The organism is Winogradskya humida, from assembly GCF_016862215.1.
Taxonomy (GTDB): domain Bacteria; phylum Actinomycetota; class Actinomycetes; order Mycobacteriales; family Micromonosporaceae; genus Actinoplanes; species Actinoplanes humidus.
Genome location: NZ_BOMN01000036.1, coordinates 1 through 20,332, shown reverse-complemented (window position 1 = coordinate 20,332; position 20,332 = coordinate 1). Strand labels below are relative to the sequence as shown.

The window sequence follows — 20,332 nt, the reverse complement described above, 5'->3', positions numbered from 1 at the left end:
GCCGCAGGCTCTATTCCGAACGGACGACCGTGAGCGCTTCGCGCGCCTGGGCGTACGCGTTGAGCACCTCACGCACCGGCGCGACCACATGCTCGCGCCCCACCTCGGTGACCGACTGGCGCAGCTTCTGCTCGGCTCTGCGCTGGGCGCGTCTGGCCCCGGCGTTGACGATCGGGCGCAGCAGCAGGGCCAGCAGCAGGCCGACCAGCAGGCCTCCGAGCAGCAACAACGTCGGCAGCGGCACCGAGCCGACCATGGGGTAGTCGAGCTTGGGCAGACCGAGCGCGCGGACGGCGTACCCGGCAAGAAGCCAGCCCAGACCGCCCACCGCGGCGATCGTCAGCAGCCATTGCAGCGTGCCGACAGCTGTCCACCAGAGCGGTTTGCGGTCCATGCCCAGATCGGTCTTCGCAACTGCGCGGTCGAGCGCGTCGGGCAGGTCGCCGAGCTTGGATCGGGCCGCCGCGTTGAGGGCGGGGGCCCAGATCTCGGGGATCGGTGCGGCTGCCCGGTCGGCGACCGCCCGCACGGAGAGGCCGACCGCGGATTTCTGCGCGGCATCGGCCTCAGGCACCGAGGTACGCGGAACCGGCGCGAGCGATTCCTCCGTGGGGATGCCGACGTCGTCCCACGCGGAAGCCCCGGTCGACGGTCGGATGTGGAGTCGTTTCAGCGGGTCGGGCCGAAGTTTGCGCACACCGCGGACCAGCGGCCACCCGGTGTTGGCAAGTGCCCGGTGCCGGTAGGAGCCCGCGGTCGCCGCCGCCACAGCCGGCACTCCCGCGGAGTTGGCAAGAGCTTCGGTCAGCTGGCGTACGGTCGCCCGGTCGACCTCGTCCTCCGCGGCCGGCGGCCCGATCGTGGCCGCGAGCTGGTCGCCCACCGTGTCCACGTCACCGGAGAGGCGGCGCAGCGCGGCCTGCCGTTCGGCGACCGTCTTCTCCAGAGCCTCGCGGAGCTCGGTGAGCATGCCCGGCTGTTTCGCCGAGGTGGCCATGGCCGGCACGCCGCCGAGCCCGTCCTCGTCGAGCAGCCGCTTGAGGTCGGTGAGCACGAGGTCGGTGTCTGTGGGGTTCAGCCTGTCGGCCTGGTTGAGCACCACGATCGTCACGTCGGCGTGCGACTTGAACTGCTTGAGGTACGCGTTGTGCAGGATGCGGTCGCCGTACTTCTGCGGGTCGACCACCCAGACCACCTGGTCGACGAGCCCGAGCAGGCGGTCCACCTCCATGCGGTGGCTCTGCTCGACGGAGTCGAAGTCGGGCAGGTCGAGCAGGACCAGCCCGCGCAGGGCGGCCTCGTCGTCGCCGTCGAGGGCGCTCTCCCGGATGAAACGCTGCCGGGGCAGCACCCCGACCCAGTCCAGCAGCCGGTTGGCGGGCTCGAGCGGGCCCCACACAACCGCGTGCGCGAGGCCGGTGGTCGGCCGCCGCACGCCGACAGGCGACAGCTTCAGCCGCGCCAGCGCGTTGAACAGGCTGGACTTGCCGCTGCCCGTGCTCCCCGCTAGCGCCACAACCGTGTGGTCCTGGGAGAGCGCGAGCCGGCCGCCTGCGCGCTCGACCAGCGTGTGCGCGGCGCCCAGGTCGTTGTCGGGCAGATAGGGGTCGGTGACCCGGAGGAACCGTTGCAGGGCCTCCAGCCGCTCGGCCAACTGCCGGGCATCCACCCGGTCATCATTGGTCAGCGCACGCTTGACGCGGTCGACGATGCTGCTCATGACTGCGTCCCGGTCAACGCGAGTTCCTCCCTGGCACGCTCTACCTCGGCCGCGGCCTGCCGCAGCGTGGCGCCCGGTTCGATCTCGAGCCCCACGGCGGCGGTGCGATCCGTGAACCGGGCCGCCTCCGCGTCGAGCAGCACGTTAACGCGTGTCAGAAGTTCCGCGCGAGCCCGGGCGGCAAGGCTGCGGATCATCTGGTCACCGAAGACCGCTTCGAGCACCTTCTGCGCCGCGACAGTCGTGCCCGCCCCGACCGCGACCTCGGCGCCGGTCGGGATGAACGCCGTCGCCGTGAAGACCGTGATCATGACAGCCAGCCCGACACCGTTGACCGCGTAGGCGGCCCCCCGGGCCACGATCCGCTTGTCCCCGGCCTCCTTGCGCACCAGATCCAGCACCCAGTGCTGCCAATCCCGGACCATGCGTTCGGCACGTTGCGGCAGGTCGGTCGCGGGCTTCTGCAACGCGGGCTCCAGAAGATCCACACCCGCCGGGTACGCCTGCCACGACGCGTACGCCTGCTCGGTCGCATCCGACACAACGCCCCGGACCAGCGTGATCATCTGCGACTCGAGCGCGTTCTGCAGATTGCGCCCGGGCGCCGGCCGGCCGGTGAACGCCGACACGAGCCGATCGCGCAGATGCCCGACCTTCGACTCCAGCGACTTGAAGAACTCCCCGGTGCCCACGAACTCCTGCCAACGCGCCAGCACCTCGCCGCGCAGCAGCCGCCCGTCCCGCAGGCCGTCCTCGATGTTGCGCCGCCCCGTACGGAAAGCCGCATTGACCCGCTCATCCAGCGCCTTCGCGATCACCGACTGCTCATCGGCGGCCACAGCGAGTCCTTCAACCGCCGGCCCGAGCGCCCCGAGCGCCCCGTCGAGGGTCTGGCGAACCACTGCCGCCCGCGCACCGGAATCCGCCGCCAGCTGGGCGAACCAGTCATGCAGCTGGCGCGTGACATCCTCGGAGAGCAGCCCCTGACCGTCCAGAGTGGTCTCGGGCAGCACGAACAACGGCGCCGCACCCATGTGATGCTCGGTCAGCATCTCCGCCAGGTGCGTGGAGACCTCCACAGCAGCATCAGCAGGCGCGCGATCCAGCACCAGCGCGATCACAGTGCCGCGCAACCGCGCCGTCTTCAACAATTCCCACGGTACGGCGTCCGCGTACCGAGCAGCGGTGGTCACGAACAACCACAGATCCGCCGCGGCCAGCAACTGCGCAGCCAACTGCCTGTTCCGATCGACCACCGAGTCGATGTCAGGAGCGTCGAGGAAAGCCAACCCGGGCCCGAGCGCCGGCGCGGACACCAGCTGCAAGGTGTGCGGATCAGCACTCGACTCGACCGTACGCGTAAGCCCCGGCAGCAGCTCCCCCTTGCGGAACCACGACGAGTCATTCGGATGGCTCACCAGCACAGGAGAGCGAGTAGTAGGACGCAGCACCCCAGCAGTGCTCACCGGAGCCCGAACCAGGCTGTTCACCAGCGTCGACTTCCCCGCCCCCGTCGACCCGCCGACCACCACGAGCAGCGGAGCATCAAGCCGCGCCAACCGAGGCAGAAGATAATCGTCAAGCTGCGAAACCAGCGACGCCCCGACCTTCCGGGCCTCCTCAGCGGAGGGAATCGTCAGCGGATACGTGGTCCCGCCGATCGTCGCCCGCAACCGCGAAAGCGCAGTCGCCAGATAACCGAGCGCAGCAGGCGGCTCAGCCGGAACCTCAGCCTGCGCAACACTCCTGGCAGCAGTCCTGACCGGCTCCTTGCGAACAGGCTTCCCCCGAGCCGGCTTCCCCCGATCCGGCGAAGCCATCGTCGGCGCAGCCGCCGCAGTCGGAACCGCCTTGGGCATCGGCGCAAGGTCATCAAGCGTCGCCGGCCGCCGCTGCGTAGTCACGGTATTCCCCGCGCTGGGAGCACTGGACGGAGGCCATTCCGGCACCCCCGCCGGCCCCGCAGAGGCACCCTTCTCAGCATCGGAAGCCCCGGCCTCCGCAGCCTTGACCTCGACGGTCTCAGGCCCAACGGCGGTCTCAGGCCCAACGGCGGTCTCAGACCCAACGGCGGTCTCAGACCCAACGGCGGTCTCAGACCCAACGGCGGTCCCAGGCCCAACGGCGGTCCCAGGCCCAACGGTGGTCTCAGGCTCAGCGGTGGTCTCCGGCTCAACGGCCGTCACAGGCTCGGCGGCGGTCACAGGTTCGTCGGACTCAAGCTCCGCAGCCTTGACCTCGGCAGTTTCCTCGGCCGTCGCGACTTCCGCCTCGGCCTGAGCCTTGGTTTCCCCGGTCTTAGCTTCCTCGGCCTTGGTGACCTCGGCCTTGGTGACCTCGGCCTTGGTGACCTCGGCCTTGGTGACCTCGGCCTTGGTGACCTCGGGCTCACCCGGCGCGGTGACCGTGGGCTCAGCCGGCGCGGTGACCTTGAGCTCGGACGGCGCAGTGACCTCTGACTCAGCCGTCTCCAGGACGTCTTCCTCAGTCTTCGCGACGCCGGGCTCGGAGGCCGCAACCGCGGGCTTGGCCTCGGCCTCAGCTGCCGGCTCGGCCGCCTTCTGAACGGCGGGCACCGACTTCGGCGCGGGCTTGGCCTTGGGCGACGGCTTCGGCCGAGGCCTGGGCTCGACGGCCCTCGGCTCCTCGGCTTCCGGCGTGGCGACTTTGGGTTCCTCAGCCTTAGGTTTCTCGGCCTTGGTTTCCTCGGCCTTGAGCTCCTCGACCTTGGGTTCCTCAGGCTTTGCCTCGCCTACCTGGGGCTCAGCCTTGGACTTGTCCGCCGGGGCGGAATCAGCCCGAGCGGAATCAGCCCGAGCGGAATCAGCGGAGGCGGAATCTGCCTGGGTCGGGTCTGCCGGGGTGGGATCTGATGGGGCCACGTCTTGATCAGCCACGTCTGCCTGGGCGTCGGGCATCGGCGCCGGCGTCTCCGCGGGGAGCGGGGAGGGCGCTGCGATGCCGGGTTCCTCGGATTTGCCTGTCTCTGTCATTGAATTCGAGTCAGCTGGTGATGCGGTGGGGGACGCTTGGGGCGTACCTGAAGGCTTAGCAGGAGCGGCAGACCTGGCCGGGCCACCGTTGGTTTGGATCTTGCTCGTGGGTGTGTCGGTTACGGCAGGCGTGGCCGATGGACCGACCGCGTCACCGTGTGTCGTCACGGGTAAAGCGTGCCCGATCGATGCATGACAGACAACAGCAACCCCACCGGTCGTGACCGGACAGGAACCTTCGGCAGGCAGGTTGCGCCGGGTCGGCTCAACTTCGACTTGCGGTCTGGTGATCCCGTGGCATCATTGAGTCCGGTCCACTCAACTTGTGGCGACAAGCTTTCGGTACGGGCTTCCGGGCCCGAGCTTAAAGAAACAGAGAAGCGAGGAAGCGAACATGGCACGAGCGGTCGGCATCGACCTCGGCACCACGAACTCCTGCGTCAGCGTTCTGGAAGGAGGCGAGCCCACCGTCATCGCCAACGCGGAGGGCTCTCGGACGACTCCGTCGCTGGTTGCCTTCGCCCGCAACGGCGAGGTGCTCGTCGGTGAGGTCGCCAAGCGTCAGGCGGTGACCAACCCTGACCGGACCATCCGTTCGGTCAAGCGTGAGGTGGGCACCAACTGGTCCATCGACATCGACGGTAAGAAGTACACCCCGCAGGAGATCTCCGCGCGGGTGCTCATGAAGCTCAAGCGCGACTCCGAGGCCTACCTCGGCGAGACGGTGACCGACGCGGTCATCACCGTGCCGGCCTACTTCAACGACGCGCAGCGCCAGGCCACCAAGGAGGCCGGTGAGATCGCGGGCTTCAACGTCCTGCGCATCGTCAACGAGCCCACCGCGGCCGCCCTGGCCTACGGGCTGGACAAGGGCACCAAGGAGCAGACCGTTCTGGTCTTCGACCTCGGTGGCGGCACGTTCGACGTCTCCCTGCTGGAGCTGGGCGAGGGCGTCATCGAGGTCAAGTCGACCTCCGGTGACAACCACCTCGGCGGCGACGACTGGGACCAGCGGGTCATCGATCACCTGGTCAAGACGTTCCGCGGCGAGCACGGTATCGACCTGGGCGCCGACAAGATGGCGCTGCAGCGGCTGCGTGAGGCCGCTGAGAAGGCGAAGATCGAGCTCTCGGCCGCCAGCACGACCAGCATCAACCTGCCCTACATCACGGCCGGCCCCGCAGGCCCGCTGCACCTCGACATGACCCTGAGCCGGGCCGAGTTCCAGCGGATGACGCAGGACCTGCTCGACCGCACCAAGGGCCCGTTCGAGCAGGCCATCAAGGACGCCGGCGTCAAGGTTGCCGACGTTGACCACGTGATCCTGGTCGGCGGCTCGACCCGGATGCCCGCCGTCACCGACCTCGTGAAGTCGATGACCGGCCGCGACCCGAACAAGGGCGTCAACCCGGACGAGGTCGTCGCCGTCGGCGCCGCCCTGCAGGCCGGTGTGCTCAAGGGTGAGGTCAAGGACGTCCTCCTGCTCGACGTGACCCCGCTGTCGCTGGGCATCGAGACCAAGGGCGGCATCTTCACCAAGCTGATCGAGCGCAACACCACGATCCCGACGAAGCGCTCCGAGGTCTTCACGACGGCTGACGACAACCAGCCGTCCGTGCTGATCCAGGTCTTCCAGGGTGAGCGCGAGATCGCGTCGTACAACAAGAAGCTCGGCACTTTCGAGCTGACCGGTCTCCCGCCGGCGCCGCGCAACGTGCCGCAGATCGAGGTCACGTTCGACATCGACGCCAACGGCCTCGTGAACGTGCACGCGAAGGACCTGGGCACCGGCAAGGAGCAGAAGATGACGATCACCGGCGGCTCCGCGCTGCCGAAGGACGACATCGAGCGCATGATGCGCGACGCTCAGGACCACGCGGACGACGACAAGAAGCGCAAGGAGGACGCGGAGACGCGCAACCTCGCCGAGCAGCTTCAGTGGCAGACCGAGAAGTTCCTCGCCGAGAGCGGCGACAAGCTTCCCGAGGACTCGCGCAACCAGATCAGCGAGGCGCTGGGCGACCTGCGCGGCGCGCTCGGTGGCAGCGACATCGAGAAGATCAAGAACGCCCACGAGAAGCTGGCCTCGGTCTCCCAGGCCGCCGGCTCGCTGCTCTACTCGCAGCAGGGCGCCGAGGGCGCTCCGGGCCCCGACGGTGAGTCCGGCCCCGCCGGTGCCGCTGGTGGCTCTGCCGGCCCGAACGCCGGCCCGAACGCCGGCCCGACCGGCCCGCAGGCCGGTGGCGCTGACGACGTGGTCGACGCCGAGATCGTCGAGGACGACAAGAAGTGAGCCGGGCGGACGACGAAAACGACGGTCAGGCGACCGAACGCGTCGTCATCCGCGATCGCCGCAAGATCGACGTGAAGGGTAAGGACACCACGGTGACCAAGGAGGCCGACGAGGCCGTCCAGCCCGAGGAGCCGACAGAGCTCAAGGGCGGTGCGCACCGCGCTGCCGAGGAGCCGGAGGCCGGCGTGCCCGCGACTCCGGGCCTCGGCGCGGAGCTCGAGGCGCTGCGTTCCGAGCTGGAGGATCGCACCCGCGACCTGCAGCGCGTGACAGCCGAGTATGCGAACTACCGCAAGCGGGTCGACCGTGACCGCAGTGCCGCGGCCGAGCTGACCACCGGCACCGTGCTCACGGCCCTGGTGCCGGTGCTCGACGACATCGACCGGGCGCGGGAGCACGGCGACCTGGTGGGTCCGTTCGCCAGCGTCGCCGAGGCGCTCGGCACGGTGGTCGGCAAGCTCGGTCTCGTCGCGTTCGGCGAGAAGGGCGACCCGTTCGACCCCACCCGGCACGAGGCGGTCGCCCACCTGACATCGGCCGACGTCACGGAGTCGACCTGCGTCGAGGTCATGCGTCGCGGCTACAGCCTGGGCGAGCGACTGCTGCGTCCCGCGCTGGTCGCGGTCGCCGACCCCGAGTGACAACCACATGTCCCGCCCGCCGCACCGGCGGGCGGGACCTGTCACACCCGAGTGAGGAGGTGTGGGCTGAATGAGTCAGAAGGACTGGCTGGAGAAAGACTTCTATGCCGTTCTCGGGGTGGGTAAGTCCGCCTCCGCCGACGAGATCAAGAAGGCGTACCGGAAACTGGCCCGGGAGAACCACCCGGACCACAACCCCGGCAACGCGGAGGCCGAGGAGCGCTTCAAGGCCGCCTCCGAGGCGTACGACGTGCTCTCCGACGACCGCAAGCGCAAAGAGTACGACGAGATGCGCTCGCTGTTCGGCTCGGGCGCGTTCCGCCGCGGTGCTCGCGCGGGTGGCGGTTCCCAGTTCGACCCCTCCGACCTGTTCGGTGGGTTCAGCGGGGCCAACGCGGGTGCCGGCGCCGGTGGCGCGGGCGATCGCCGCTTCGGCGGGGCCGGCTTCTCCGACATATTCAGCTCGATCTTCTCGGGTGGCACGGGCGGTGCCGGGCCACGGCGCGGGCCGCAGCGTGGCCGCGACGTCGAGGCCGAGGTGACCCTCGACTTCTCGCACGCGGTGCAGGGCACCACCCTGCCGTTGACGCTGCGCTCGCCGGGGGTCTGCGACACCTGCCACGGCAACGGTGCCAAGCCCGGCACCCAGCCGCGTACCTGTCCGCAGTGCCAGGGCTCCGGCCTGATCTCCCGTAACCAGGGGTCGTTCAGCTTCTCCGAGCCGTGCCGTGAGTGTCAGGGCGCGGGCACCATCGTGGAGGAGAAGTGCCCGGAGTGCCGGGGCACGGGCGGGGTCACCAAGAACCGCACGATCAATGTCCGCTTCCCCGCCGGTGTCGCCGACGGGCAGCGGATCCGGCTCAGCGGCCGTGGCGAGCCGGGTGAGAAGGGCGGCCCGGCCGGCGACCTGTATGTGCAGGTCCGGGTGCGTGCCGATGACCTGTTCGGGCGTACCGGCGACGACATCACGCTGACCGTGCCGATCACCATCGCGGAGGCCGTGCTCGGCACCGACCTGCGGGTGCCCACTCTGGACAGTCCCGTGACCCTCCGGGTGCCACCGGGCACGCCCAGCGGGCGAACCTTGCGGGCACGGGGCAAGGGCGTGCAGCGCCGCGACGGCAAGGTCGGCGACCTGCTCGTCACCCTCGAGGTGCAGGTCCCGGCCGAGATCACCGACGAGGCACGTGACGCCCTGGAGCAATTCTCCAAGCTCACCCCCATCGCGGAGCGAGCAAAGCTTGACGCCCGGCTTCGCCGGGCATAAAAGAGAAATCAGTCCCTTCGGGAGGTGGCATATGTACGAAGAGATCAGCATCTCGATGGAGCAGGCCTCCGACGCGAAGGTTCTGATCATCTCAGTCGCTGCGAAGCTGGCCGGGATGCATCCGCAGACCCTGCGCCAGTACGACCGGCTCGGCCTGGTGCAGCCCGGCCGGGCCGGCGGCGGTGGCCGTCGCTACAGCGTGCGCGACGTGGCGCTCCTGCGCGAGGTGCAGAAACTCAGCCAGGAGGAAGGCGTCAACCTGGCGGGTATCAAACGGATCATCGGTCTCGAGCAGCTCGCCGGTGATCTCCAGGAACGCGCCGCGGAGCTCCAGGCCCAGCTCGAGGCCGCTTATCAGCGGATCGCGGAGCTGGAGACCCTGGCGGCATACCCCGGCCGTGATCTCGTACGCCGTGAGCGCCCCTCCACCGCCCTGGTGGTCTGGCGCCCCCGCCGGCCCGGCGAGAACTAGCTCTTCGGCGCGATCGTGTCCGAGGGCGTGGGTGCCTTGCCGACGTTGTATCTGACCGAGCGGCGGAAGGCGTAATCCAGCTCGGCGGCGGGCCAGCGCAGCCATTTCCGCTCGTCGTCGGCGATCGCCCGGCCATCGGCGTGCCGCACCGTCGAGATCACCAGCCAGCGGTTGGTCACGTTCTTGACCCGCAGGCTTGCCGGGTCCCCGGTGTCGTCCGCCAGATCGTCCGCAGCGCCCTGAGCTCGCCACTCGTCGATGAACTGCACCACCTGGAAGTGCACGACGGCGTCGCTGTCGGTGGTGGTGAAGTCGAATTCGAGCGCTCGCAGGCAGTTCGGGAAGTCGTCACGACAGCCGTCGAAGTCGAAATCGGTCCCTGAGCTCCAGGTCAGCACGTCATCCCCGACGCGCACCTGCTGCTCGGGGAAGAGCCGTGTCGTCGTCAGCTCGTTGCCCTCGACGGTCGCGATCGAGCCGACGCCACTGCCGCTGACCAGGACCAGGATGAAGGCGGCGAAGCCCAGAACGGCGTCGGCGCGTTCCGATATCCGCAGGCGGGTCAGGACCCGGCCGGCGCCGATCATGATCACTGCGGCCACCGCGGTCCAGGCCCCCCAGCGCAGCCCGTCCGCGAAGTCGACGCCGTTGGGCGCATCGATCATGGCGGTGAGAGCGGGGCCGCCGGGGCTGGGGAAGAACGGCACCCCCGCCAGGAACAGCCCAAAACCTCCCAAAAGCCAGCAGATCCGGGTCAACGTTGACCAGTGGCGCAGCCCCAGCCAGAGGGTGATCGCGTAGCCGAGCAGGATTATCGGGAGCAGCCAGCCCACGAACGCCATCGCGCCGGGCCCGCATCCGGTGATCGTGCACGTCGCGCGGGCCGTACCGTTGCGGAATCCTTCGTCGAAGTCCGACATGCGGATCAGAACGGCCGGGACAGCGAAGGCCAGAACCGCCGCGAGACCAAGGCCGACGCCGGCACGCACTGACAACGCGACCCCGAAGTGCCGACCAGGCTTCGAGGGCGCAACCGGCCCCGGGTCGACAGGCAACCGCGGATCGTCAGCGAAGCGAGGGTCAGCAGCGAAGCGGGGGTCAGCAGCGATGCCAGGGTCGGCGGCAGAGCGTGGACCGGCGGCGGAGCCAGGACCGGCAGCAGAACCGGGCGCGACAGAAGGCCGCAGGGTGACAGCCGTTGGCTGGGCTGCGGCCGGTGGCCGGGCGGCGTTGCGTTTGCGGCGGCGTTCCCTGCGTGACGACATCGCCTCGCAGGATAGTGACCGTGATCAAAGGCCGAAGGGCCGCGGCTCAGCCACGGCCCTTCCCAAAATGCCTATTTGCGCCCAAAGAGAGCCAATCGCCGCGGATAACGGGTGAGGCCACCCTCGATCCAGTCCTGGTAGTCGAAGAGCTCCGGCCGGGTCATCAGCACCCGGCAGTTGTGCGCCCAGATGGCCATCGGCTCGTCACCGACCTCCTCGGCGCGCTCCACGTACTTCTTCAGCCTGCGCTTACGCTGCGACGACGCGTTCGGTCGTACGCCATCGGCCGCGTAGATGTACATGCAGTGCAGAGCGAAACGGCGGGCCGGGCACTGCCGGTCCATCGCGAGCTCGAAAAGCGTAGGGGCCAGCACATCGCCTGAGATCAGCAGATCCCAGTCGTGTGGCATGGCGTCGACGGGTACGGCTTCCGGGTGGTACGCCCACGCTTGCAGTTCGTCCGGCCGTGGGTCGACCGGGTTGGTGAACCCGAAGAACGCCGACTCTTGCACGGTCACGATGCCGCCTTGTCCTGCTCGATCATTGTCCGCCGTCCTCCCCGGCAGTGGGCCCCGCGCCTGCTCCCGGAGCCCCTCATCTCCGAGTGCGTCGCTGGCGGCCCTGATAACGCGATGTGTGCGGCGACACGTTAGCGCGTTACGAACACCCGACGGAAGTGACCCAAGCTCACTTTCGGATACTGATCAGTAGCTCCCAGCTGCCTGAATGCGCCCTAAGGTCAGTCAACGGCAGCGATCGGGTCGGGTGTCCGGCGCGGGGTGTTGGCCCGGCGAAGGAGTTTCTTGAACCAGGCGTAGTCGGGCAAGCGGGCGAGCATCGGGCCGCTGACCACGGTGATCAGGACGTACGCGGTGGCGAGCGGCGCCAGCTCGGGTTCGACGCCGGACGCGACGGCCAGCCCCGCGATGACGATGGAGAACTCGCCTCGCGGCATCAGGGCGAGCCCAGCTCGTACCTGTCCCGGAAGGGCGATCCCACCGCGCCGGGCCGCCAGCACGCCGGTCAGCACCTTGGTCGCCATGGTCAGGATCGCCAGTCCGAATGCCGGGAGCAGTACCGGAGGCATCGCTGCAGGGTCGGTGGAGAGGCCGAAGAACACGAAGAAGACCGCGGCGAAGAGATCCCTCAGCGGTGACAGTTGCACCACGGCGGTGTGCGCGACCTGGCCGGACAGCGCGATACCCACCAGGAAAGCCCCGACGGCGGCCGACACGTTGAGCTCGGCGGCGACGCCGGCCACGAACAGCGTCAGGCCGAGCACGCTGAGCAGCAGGGCCTCCGCGTCCTTGACCGACATGAACCGGGAGATGGCGTGCCCGTAGCGGATCGCCACCACGAGGACCGCGATCACGGTGATCACCGCGACGGCCAGCGCTTTTGCTCCGCCGACGAGCCCGGCCCCGGCCAGCACGGCGGTGACCAGCGGCAGGTAGAACGCCATCGCGAGGTCCTCGATGACCAGCACCGACAGGATCACCGGGGTCTCGCGGTTACCGAGCCGGCCCAGGTCGCCGAGCACCTTGGCGATCACGCCGGACGACGAGACCCAGGTGATGCCGGCCAGGACCAGCGCGGCGTCCCAGCCCCAGCCGAGCAGGAACGCGAACCCGGCCCCGGGCAGCGCGTTGAGCAGGGCGTCGATCAGCCCGGCGGGCGCGGCGGAGCGCAGGTTGCCGACCAGCTCGGTCGCCGAATACTCCAGGCCGAGCATGACCAGCAGCAGGATGACGCCGATCTCGGCGCCGACCTCGATGAACTCCTCGCTCGCGGAGAGCGGGATGAAGCCGCCGTGGCCGAATGCGAGCCCGGCGAGCAGATATAGCGGGATCGGGGAGAGACCGATGCGCCGGCCGATGCGGCCGAGCATGCCCAGCGCGAACAGAAGCGCGCCGACCTCGATGAGCAGGATCGTCGTGCTGTGCACCCGTCGTTACCCTCAGTCGTCGTCGTTGCCGGCGAAGATGGCGCTCACGCCGTCCAGACCCTGGCGGGTGCCGACGGCCACCACCACGTCGTTCGCCTCGAAGACGAACGACGGGCCGGGGGAGGCGATCACCTCGCGGTCGCGCAGCACGGCGACGATCGAGGCGCTGGTGCGGGTGCGGGCCCGGGTGTCGCCCAGCTGGCGGCCGACGAAGTGCGAGCCCGCGGGGAGCTGGATCTGCTCGGTCAGCAGGCCGGCTGCCTGCTGGCGCAGCCCGGAGAGCTGCCCGAGCATCAGTGACGCGCCGAGGACGTCGGCCAGGGCCTCCGCCTCGTCGTCGGTCAACGGTATCGAGGCCAGGCAGGCGTCGGGGTCATCCACGTCATAAAGGACGAGGTCGCGACGGCCGTTGCGGTGCGAGACCACGCCGACCGTACGCCCGGACGACGTCACCAGGTCGTGACGGACACCGATACCAGGGAGTGGAGTCTGCTCTACCCGTACGCGCACACCCCCACGTTAACGTGCGCGGCGTACCAGGAGGAGCACCACCAGTCCCGCAAGACAGAGGAATGCGCAGAGTACGTACGCCAACCGGTAGCCGAATTGCTGGGAAAGCCCGAGCAGCGGCCCGGCGAGCATCGCGCCGAGCGGGAACGAGTTGCTGAACAGCGTCGTCGCCCGCCCGGGGTGCCGGGGCAGCATCTCCTGCATGTACGAGATCCCCAGCCCGGAGATGGCCGAGATGAACACCGCGTTGAGGAGCTGACCGCCGAAGAGGGTCGCGATGTTGGTCGAGACGGCGATCAGGGCGTAGTACGCCACCCCGGACAGCGCCCCCGTGAACAGCAGGCGGCCCAGGCGTACCCGTGTGGAGAGCGCTCCCAGAGCGAGCATGAGCGGAATCTCCAGGGCGGCACACAGCCCGAGAACCAGGCCCGCGGTGTTGACCCGGCCGTGCAACTCGTCGGTGATGAAGAACGGCATCGCCTGCACGGACAGCGTCAGCGGCGCCTGCATGAGCGTGAACGCGCCGGCAGTGAACAACAGCACCCACCTGGGCGTTTCGAGCTTGTCGAGCGGCACCGGATCTCCGGCCGACCGTTGTGGCACCGCGGGCGCGGGCACCTCGTCGAGCCAGAAGAGGCCGATCAGGGCGGCGATTCCGTACATCAGCGCCGCGGTGGCGTAGATCCACGTGAAGCCGCCGGCTCCGAGGATCACCGCGGCGAGGGCGGGGCCCGCCACCCAGGCCAGCGAGAAGACGGTACGCAGTCCGCTGATCCCGAGCGCGACCCTGTCCGGAGCGTCGCGTTCGAGCACCTGGCGGGCGTACGCAAAGGATTGTGGGAAGAGGGAGCCGGCCACGGCGACTGCAGTGACCGAGAGCCCAAGCAGGATCCAGTAGTCCCGGACGACGGCCGTGAGACCGGTGCCGACGAGGCCGGCCGTGCCACCCGCGACCAGCAGGAGGCGCCGGATGGGCCGCCGGTCGGAGAAGCGCCCGATCACGGTCGAGCCGAGCACGGAGGCGACGGGCGAGGCGACCAGGAAGGCGGCCACCATGACGGGGCTCGCATCGACCTCGGTGCTCAGGAAGAGCGACAGGAACGGACCGACCAGGGCCGTCGAGATGCCGACGGAGAGAAACAGCAGGCCGAGGGGGATGAGGGCACGAGCGAGCCGCGGCGTACGCCGCGTTGTCTCCAGGGCCATTACCCGCACGTTACGGCCCGCCCCGGAAGTTGCCCATCGTGTTTTTCCTCGCTTGGGGTCGCCGATCCAGAGTTGAGTGGAATAGGCTCAAGTCTCGGAGCGCTTCACAACATGGATCTGCTGTACCCGAACGATCTGCCGTCTCCGAAGCAGGGGAGCTCATGAACGCCGAACGCCTGACCACCAAGAGCCGCGACGTCATCACCGGTGCGGTTGCCGACGCCAATCAGCGTGGGCACGCGACCGTGGAGCCCTGGCATCTGCTGCTCTCGTTGCTCGACACCGGCGGTTCCACCGCGTCGGCGCTGCTGCGCGCGGTCGGTGCCAACCCGGCTGACGTGCGCCGCGCCGCCGTGCGCGCCGTCGAGCAGCAGCCGTCCGCCCGTGGTTCCAGCACCGCCGACCCGAGCCTGTCCCGCGAGTTCGTCAACGCCATCGGCGAGGCCGAGCTGCTCGCCAAGCCGCTCGGCGACGAGTACATCTCCACCGAGCACCTGCTGGCCGGTCTCGCCCGGGTCGGCGGCGCGGTCGGCAAGGTGCTGCGCGACGCCGGTGCCACCGAGGAGACCCTGGTCGCGGCGTTCCCGACCGTGCGGGGCGGGGACCGGCGCGTGACCAGCCAGGACCCCGAGCAGACCTACAAGGCGCTCGAGAAGTACGGCGTCGACCTCACCTCCCTGGCGCGCGACGGCAAGATCGACCCGGTGATCGGGCGCGATGCCGAGATCCGCCGGGTGATCCAGGTGCTGTCACGGCGTACCAAGAACAACCCGGTCCTGATCGGTGAGCCCGGTGTCGGCAAGACCGCGATCGTCGAGGGCCTCGCGCAGCGCATCGTGGCCGGTGACGTGCCCGAGTCCCTGCGCGACAAGAAGCTCGTCTCGCTCGACCTCGGCGCGATGGTGGCCGGCGCGCAGTACCGCGGCCAGTTCGAGGAGCGGCTCAAGAGCGTCCTCGAGGAGATCCGCAACTCCAACGGCCAGGTCGTCACATTCCTCGACGAGCTGCACACCATCGTCGGCGCCGGCAAGGGCGAGGGCTCGATGGACGCCGGCAACATGCTCAAGCCCATGCTGGCCCGCGGCGAGCTCCGCATGGTCGGCGCGACCACGCTCGACGAATACCGCGAGCACATCGAGAAGGACCCCGCCCTCGAGCGCCGCTTCCAGCCGGTGGTCGTCGGCGAGCCCACGGTTGAGGACACGATCGGCATCCTGCGCGGGCTCAAGGGCCGCTACGAGGCCCACCACCGGGTCCAGATCACCGACGCCGCCCTGGTCGCGGCGGCGGCGCTCTCCGACCGCTACATCAGCGACCGGTTCCTGCCGGACAAGGCCATCGACCTGATCGACGAGGCCGCCTCCCGGCTGCGCATGGAGATCGACTCCAGCCCGGTCGAGCTCGACCAGCTCCAGCGGCAGGTCGACCGGATGCGCATCGAGAAGCTGGCCCTCGAGAAGGAGACCGACCCCGCGTCGATCGCCCGCCTCGAGCGCATCGAGCGCGACCTCGCCGACCGTGAGGAGGAGTTGACCGCCCTCAACGCCCGGTGGGAGCGCGAGCGCGGCGGCCTCAACCGCGTCGGTGAGCTGAAGAAGAAGCTCGACGAGACCAGGGCCGAGCTCGAGCGCGCCCAGCGCGACGCCGAGTGGGAGAAGGCTTCCCGCCTGCAGTACCAGGAGATCCCGGCCCTCGAGGCCGAGATCGAGACGGCAGCCGCCGCGGAGGACGACGAGCACACCGAGCCGCCGATGGTGAAGGAAGAGGTCGGCGGGGACGACATCGCCGAGGTCATCGCGTCCTGGACCGGCATCCCGGCCGGCCGGATGATGGAGGGCGAGACCGCCAAGCTGCTCCGCATGGAAGAGTCGCTGCAGGCCAAGGTCGTCGGTCAGGCCCAGGCCGTGACCGCGGTTTCCGGCGCTGTACGACGTGCGCGCGCCGGCGTCGCCGACCCCGACCGGCCCACCGGCAGCTTCCTGTTCCTCGGCCCCACCGGCGTCGGCAAGACCGAGCTGGCCAAGGCGCTCGCGGGCTTCCTGTTCGACGACGAGCGCGCGATGGTCAGAATCGACATGAGTGAGTACGGCGAGAAGCACTCCGTCGCCCGACTGGTCGGCGCCCCGCCCGGATACGTCGGCTACGAGGAGGGCGGCCAGCTCACCGAGGCCGTGCGGCGCCGCCCCTACAGCGTGGTGCTGCTCGACGAGGTCGAGAAGGCCCACCCCGACGTCTTCGACGTGCTGCTGCAGGTCCTCGACGACGGCCGTCTCACCGACGGCCAGGGCCGCACGGTCGACTTCCGCAACGCCATCCTGGTGCTCACCTCCAACCTGGGATCGTCGATCATCTCCGACTTCACCCTCAGCGAGGACGAGCGGCGCGAGGAGGTCATGGCGACCGTCCGCGGTCACTTCAAGCCCGAGTTCCTCAACCGCCTCGACGACATCGTGGTGTTCCAGTCGCTGACCGCCGGCGACCTCTCCGCGATCGTCGACATCCAGCTCCAGCGGCTGCGCGACCGCCTCGCCGACCGCCGCCTCCGCCTCGACGTCACCGATCCCGCCGTGCAGTGGCTGGGCGAGCACGGCTACGACCCGATCTACGGCGCCCGCCCGCTGCGCCGCCTCGTGCAGTCGGCGATCGGTGACTCGCTCGCCAAGGCGCTGCTGGCCGGCGAGATCGTCGACGGCGACACCGTCGTGGTCGAGATCAACGAGGGCAAGGACGGGCTGCGGGTGTCGCGCGGCTGATTTGGTACGCAGAACGGGGCCCCGGTTATCCCGGAGCCCCGTTTCGCGTTGTTGCTTTTTAGCTGGCCACTGCCTGTTAGCTGGCCGCTGCCTCTTAGCTGGCCTTCGCCTCCCGTTGCCGGTAGGCGTGGGTCATGAGGATGTCCGTGAAGGCATACTCGCCGTCCTCGGACCAGATCCTGATCCCGCCGCGGTGCAGCTGATAACGCACGTCGGTGTATCTGGTTCTCGTGTCGTCATGGTGAACGACGGTCAGGGTGTCTGCGTGTTGCATGGGACTCACCGGTCCTTAGAAGGTCAGGGGCGGCCGCGGCGTAGTCACGCGGCCTGCGCAATCGGGACGGGCCCCGGATCCGGTCTGCCTCGGCCCCGGCGATCAGTGAGCGGGGGCGGCGACTCGGACGGGCACAGGGCGACGCCGAGGGAGTCACTTGCCTGCGGCGCGCCACGGACTGGAGTCTATGGGGCGGGATCGACTCCTGTCGCCCCCTGATCGAGCGATGTATTTCATCTGAATACGCCCTATCTAGGGCTTCGACCGTACATGTCATGACGGAACGGTCGGGCATCGTGCGGTCTGGCGGCCGCGGGATACCGTGAGCGCCACCTAGGAGGGGAGCCCCGATGCAACCGGCAGCGCCGGCACCGACAGCACGCCCGACGGTGGTCACCGTCTCGTCCTACCTGCTCTACGTCACCGCGGCCGGATCCCTGATCGGCGCAATCCTCGCCCTCAGCATGGTCTCCCGCACATCCGACGTCTACAACGACCTCTACGCGTCAACGCCGGAAGGCTCAGCGGGCGCCACGGCAGCCGTCGCCATCGAAGTGGTCAGCGTGGCAATCAACATCCTTGTCGCCGCCGGCCTGGTCATCCTCGCGATCTTCAACAACCGGGCCCGCCGCGGCTCCCGCATCACCACCTGGGTGATCGGCGGCATCTTCCTCTGCTGCAACGGCTTCGGCCTGGCCGCCACCTCCGTCGCCGGCAGCCTCGACCTGGAAACCGACACCACGTCCGGTCCCACCCAGCAACAGGTTCAGGACAGCCTCGAGGCCGCACTGCCCTCCTGGTACTCCCCGGTGACCATGACGCTGGCGGTGATCGGGATCGTGGCGCTGCTCGGCGCGGTCATCCTGCTGATGCTCCCGGCGGCCAACGCCTACTTCCGCAAACCACAGATGGCCTGGGACCCGTCGGTGCCATACCCGACCTACCCCGGCCAGCCCGGCTTTGGACAGCCCGGCTACGGCCAGCCCGGCTCTGTCCCGCCGCCGCCTGGTTACGGCCCGCCCGGTTACAGCCAGCCGGGTTATCCCCAGCCCGGCTATCCCTCTCCTCAGTCCGGGCAGCAGCCTCCGCCTGTTTCCGGCGGCCAGCCGCACACCGGAAGCCTCCCGGCGACGGACCCATGGGGGCAGCCACCCGCATCACCCCCGCCTTCCTCAGGCCCGCCCTCTTCGCCCCCGCCGTCGCCGCCCGGGGAACACCGTCCGCCTACCGATCCGGCCCCGTAAAGAACGCCTCCGTCACGCGCCGCCGGGTAAGTCCGGCGGCGCGTTGCGCGTCCAGGTAGGTTCGTCCGCAACGGATCACCCGGGAGACGTCAATGTCGTACGCAGTCCAGCCCCCCGCCGCAGCCGCCCCCGCGCCTGCCCCGGAGGCAGCACCCCGGCCCACAACGGTCGGCCTCGCCACCCTGCTGCTCATCGTGATGGCGGTGGCGGGACTTGCGTACGCGGTCGCCGCCCTGGTGATCGCGCCCGGCACGGTGGACCGCTTCCAGACCACGTCGGGCGGCGGCACCGACACCGACAACTACGTCATGGTCATCTGGATCGGCGCCACGGTCGGAGCAATCCTCGCGGTCCTCCTCTTCGCGCTCTACGTCGCCCTCGCGGTAGGCCTGCGCAGAGGCAGCAACCCCACCCGCATCGCCACCCTCGTGATCTGCGGCCTGGGTCTCCTCGCCGGCTGCGCCTCCACCACAACGGTCGGCATCCAGCGAAACGGCGACTCCACCCCCGGCACCCTGGGCGCCCTCCTCACCGACGCCTACCCCGGCGCCTGGATCCCCCTGAACCTCACCCTCTCCATCGCCCAGATGCTCGCCTACGCCCTACTCGCCACCCTGATCCTGCTGTCCCCCCGAGCATTCTTCGGCCGCGCCCCCAAGCCCACCCACCCAGACCCCTACGCAACCCCAGGCACCCAGCCCGGCTATGGCCAGCCTGCCTACGGTCAAACCGCCTACGGCCAGCCTGCCTACGGTCAAACCGCCTACGGCCAGCCTGCGTACGGCCAGCCCGGTTATGGCGCCCCTCAGCCCACCTACGGCCAGCCCGGCGCCATCCCCCAGCCCGGCTCCACCCAGCCCGCCTACGGCCAGCCCGGCGCCCCTCAGCCCGCCTACGGCCAGCTTGAGTACGGCCAGCCCACCTACGGCCAACCTGGATATGACCAGCCCGGCGCGACTCAACCTGGTTACGCCCAACCGGGAGCCGCCCAGCCCACCTACGGTCAGCCCACTTACGGTCAGCCCACCGGATACGAGCCGCCCCCGGGCTACGACCAGCAGGCATACGGCCAGCCGACATACGGCGCGCCGTACCCATCGCCGTCGCCCGCACCCACCCAGCCCACCACCCCCGCTGAGCAGAGCCCCTGGGCAGCACCCCAGCCCACGCCCCCCTCCGCCCCGGAGCAACCCGCCGCCCGAACAGAGCCCCCGGCCCCCTCCACCACCCCGCCCGCACCCACAACGCCGCAGCCGCCGCCCGCTGTCCCACAGCCGCCCGACGGGGTTGTCCCGCAACCGCAGCCCCTGACCTCCGCTGACGATTCCGTCCTGCAGCCGCCGAACTCGGCCGGCACAGAACACCCGGAGCCCCGAGTTGCCGCGGTTCACGAGACCTCGATCCATGAGGCCTCGATCAACGACGCTTCGATCAACGACGCTTCGATCAACCCGGGCCACGGTTCGAAGGCTGACGAGACGTCGACCGACAAGCCCAAACCGTCCACAGCTCCGCTCTCCGACCCGGCACCGCCCGCACCCACGGAGTAATTCGAGCTGTCGCACAGACGTGCATCCCCGGGGCCGTTCAGAGTGGCGGTGAGGGCCAGCCTGTCTCTGATCGGCGCTGTGCAGAGTCCTTTCTCCGAGCAGCGCCGTGCAGGCCTTCCTCCGAGCCGGCACGGGAGCCGTCGCCCGTCTCTGACCGGCGCTGTTCAGGCCCGTCTCTGAGCTGACACGGGCCCGCCCG

At 69.4% G+C, this 20,332-nt stretch carries 15 protein-coding genes; 7 read left to right on the top strand and 8 right to left on the bottom strand.

Features of this window, described 5'->3' with window-relative positions:
• Positions 1-10: 10 nt before the first annotated feature.
• The gene (locus Ahu01nite_RS15350) at positions 11-1,720 is read right to left on the bottom strand and encodes a GTPase family protein (RefSeq protein WP_203837192.1); all 1,710 of its coding nucleotides are present in this window, start codon (positions 1,718-1,720) and stop codon (positions 11-13) included.
• Positions 1,717-3,540, bottom strand: a complete 1,824-nt coding sequence (locus Ahu01nite_RS15345) for a dynamin family protein (RefSeq protein WP_438874785.1) — start codon at positions 3,538-3,540, stop codon at positions 1,717-1,719. The genes Ahu01nite_RS15350 and Ahu01nite_RS15345 overlap by 4 nt, the downstream gene beginning before the upstream one ends.
• Before the next feature lie 1,567 nt (positions 3,541-5,107).
• On the opposite strand from Ahu01nite_RS15345, the gene dnaK reads away from it, so the two are divergent.
• The 4 genes from dnaK (at position 5,108) to Ahu01nite_RS15325 (ending at position 9,386) form a co-directional block, all read left to right on the top strand.
• A complete protein-coding gene (gene dnaK, locus Ahu01nite_RS15340; protein ID WP_203837191.1) occupies positions 5,108-7,006 on the top strand; it encodes a molecular chaperone DnaK in 1,899 nt (632 codons plus the stop codon).
• The gene (gene grpE, locus Ahu01nite_RS15335; protein WP_203837190.1) at positions 7,003-7,647 is read left to right on the top strand and encodes a nucleotide exchange factor GrpE; all 645 of its coding nucleotides are present in this window, start codon (positions 7,003-7,005) and stop codon (positions 7,645-7,647) included. The genes dnaK and grpE overlap by 4 nt, the downstream gene beginning before the upstream one ends.
• 70 nt (positions 7,648-7,717) lie before the next feature.
• The gene (gene dnaJ, locus Ahu01nite_RS15330) at positions 7,718-8,914 is read left to right on the top strand and encodes a molecular chaperone DnaJ (protein WP_203837189.1); all 1,197 of its coding nucleotides are present in this window, start codon (positions 7,718-7,720) and stop codon (positions 8,912-8,914) included.
• Between the two features lie 31 nt (positions 8,915-8,945).
• On the top strand, positions 8,946-9,386 hold the full coding sequence (locus Ahu01nite_RS15325; RefSeq protein WP_203837188.1) for a heat shock protein transcriptional repressor HspR: 441 nt from the start codon (positions 8,946-8,948) through the stop codon (positions 9,384-9,386).
• On the opposite strand, the gene Ahu01nite_RS15320 is transcribed toward Ahu01nite_RS15325, so the two are convergent.
• The 5 genes from Ahu01nite_RS15320 to Ahu01nite_RS15300 all read right to left on the bottom strand — a co-directional run bounded on the left by Ahu01nite_RS15320 (position 9,383) and on the right by Ahu01nite_RS15300 (position 14,312).
• Positions 9,383-10,441 carry a hypothetical protein gene (locus Ahu01nite_RS15320; RefSeq protein WP_203837187.1) on the bottom strand — a complete coding sequence of 353 codons (1,059 nt, stop codon included), beginning with the start codon at positions 10,439-10,441 and terminating at the stop codon, positions 9,383-9,385. The genes Ahu01nite_RS15325 and Ahu01nite_RS15320 overlap by 4 nt on opposite strands.
• Before the next feature lie 281 nt (positions 10,442-10,722).
• Positions 10,723-11,169, bottom strand: coding sequence for a hypothetical protein (locus Ahu01nite_RS15315; RefSeq protein ID WP_203837186.1), 447 nt, complete (start codon positions 11,167-11,169; stop codon positions 10,723-10,725).
• A 221-nt stretch (positions 11,170-11,390) separates the two neighbouring features.
• Entirely contained in the window at positions 11,391-12,596 is a 1,206-nt protein-coding gene (locus tag Ahu01nite_RS15310; protein ID WP_203837185.1) for a cation:proton antiporter, read from the bottom strand.
• Between the two features lie 12 nt (positions 12,597-12,608).
• Positions 12,609-13,106: a cation:proton antiporter regulatory subunit gene (locus tag Ahu01nite_RS15305; protein ID WP_203837184.1), complete on the bottom strand. Its 498-nt coding sequence runs from the start codon at positions 13,104-13,106 to the stop codon at positions 12,609-12,611.
• 9 nt (positions 13,107-13,115) lie between these two features.
• Positions 13,116-14,312 (bottom strand): sugar efflux transporter, encoded by a 1,197-nt coding sequence (locus tag Ahu01nite_RS15300; protein ID WP_203837183.1) that lies wholly within the window; start codon positions 14,310-14,312, stop codon positions 13,116-13,118.
• Positions 14,313-14,473: 161 nt separating this feature from the next.
• Between Ahu01nite_RS15300 and clpB the strand changes: the two genes are divergently transcribed.
• Complete coding sequence (gene clpB / locus Ahu01nite_RS15295; protein ID WP_203837182.1) at positions 14,474-17,065, top strand: ATP-dependent chaperone ClpB; 2,592 nt, start codon at positions 14,474-14,476, stop codon at positions 17,063-17,065.
• A gap of 94 nt (positions 17,066-17,159) precedes the next feature.
• Here the strand turns inward: clpB and Ahu01nite_RS15290 are convergent, their stop codons facing one another.
• On the bottom strand, positions 17,160-17,339 hold the full coding sequence (locus tag Ahu01nite_RS15290) for a hypothetical protein (protein ID WP_203837181.1): 180 nt from the start codon (positions 17,337-17,339) through the stop codon (positions 17,160-17,162).
• A gap of 350 nt (positions 17,340-17,689) precedes the next feature.
• Between Ahu01nite_RS15290 and Ahu01nite_RS15285 the strand changes: the two genes are divergently transcribed.
• Complete coding sequence (locus Ahu01nite_RS15285; protein ID WP_203837180.1) at positions 17,690-18,583, top strand: hypothetical protein; 894 nt, start codon at positions 17,690-17,692, stop codon at positions 18,581-18,583.
• 92 nt (positions 18,584-18,675) lie between these two features.
• Positions 18,676-20,133, top strand: a complete 1,458-nt coding sequence (locus Ahu01nite_RS15280; RefSeq protein WP_203837179.1) for a Yip1 family protein — start codon at positions 18,676-18,678, stop codon at positions 20,131-20,133.
• The last annotated feature ends 199 nt before the right edge of the window (positions 20,134-20,332 follow it).

Bases quoted from the DNA above. Each gene is read 5' to 3' on its own strand.
- Ahu01nite_RS15350 (WP_203837192.1), bottom strand. From the start codon at position 1,720: ATGAGCAGCATCGTCGACCGCGTCAAGCGTGCGCTGACCAATGATGAC.
- Ahu01nite_RS15345 (WP_438874785.1), bottom strand. From the start codon at position 3,540: ATGGCTTCGCCGGATCGGGGGAAGCCGGCTCGGGGGAAGCCTGTTCGC.
- dnaK (WP_203837191.1), top strand. From the start codon at position 5,108: ATGGCACGAGCGGTCGGCATCGACCTCGGCACCACGAACTCCTGCGTC.
- dnaJ (WP_203837189.1), top strand. From the start codon at position 7,718: ATGAGTCAGAAGGACTGGCTGGAGAAAGACTTCTATGCCGTTCTCGGG.
- Ahu01nite_RS15325 (WP_203837188.1), top strand. From the start codon at position 8,946: ATGTACGAAGAGATCAGCATCTCGATGGAGCAGGCCTCCGACGCGAAG.
- Ahu01nite_RS15300 (WP_203837183.1), bottom strand. From the start codon at position 14,312: ATGGCCCTGGAGACAACGCGGCGTACGCCGCGGCTCGCTCGTGCCCTC.
- clpB (WP_203837182.1), top strand. From the start codon at position 14,474: ATGAACGCCGAACGCCTGACCACCAAGAGCCGCGACGTCATCACCGGT.
- Ahu01nite_RS15290 (WP_203837181.1), bottom strand. From the start codon at position 17,339: ATGCAACACGCAGACACCCTGACCGTCGTTCACCATGACGACACGAGA.
- Ahu01nite_RS15285 (WP_203837180.1), top strand. From the start codon at position 17,690: ATGCAACCGGCAGCGCCGGCACCGACAGCACGCCCGACGGTGGTCACC.
- Ahu01nite_RS15280 (WP_203837179.1), top strand. From the start codon at position 18,676: ATGTCGTACGCAGTCCAGCCCCCCGCCGCAGCCGCCCCCGCGCCTGCC.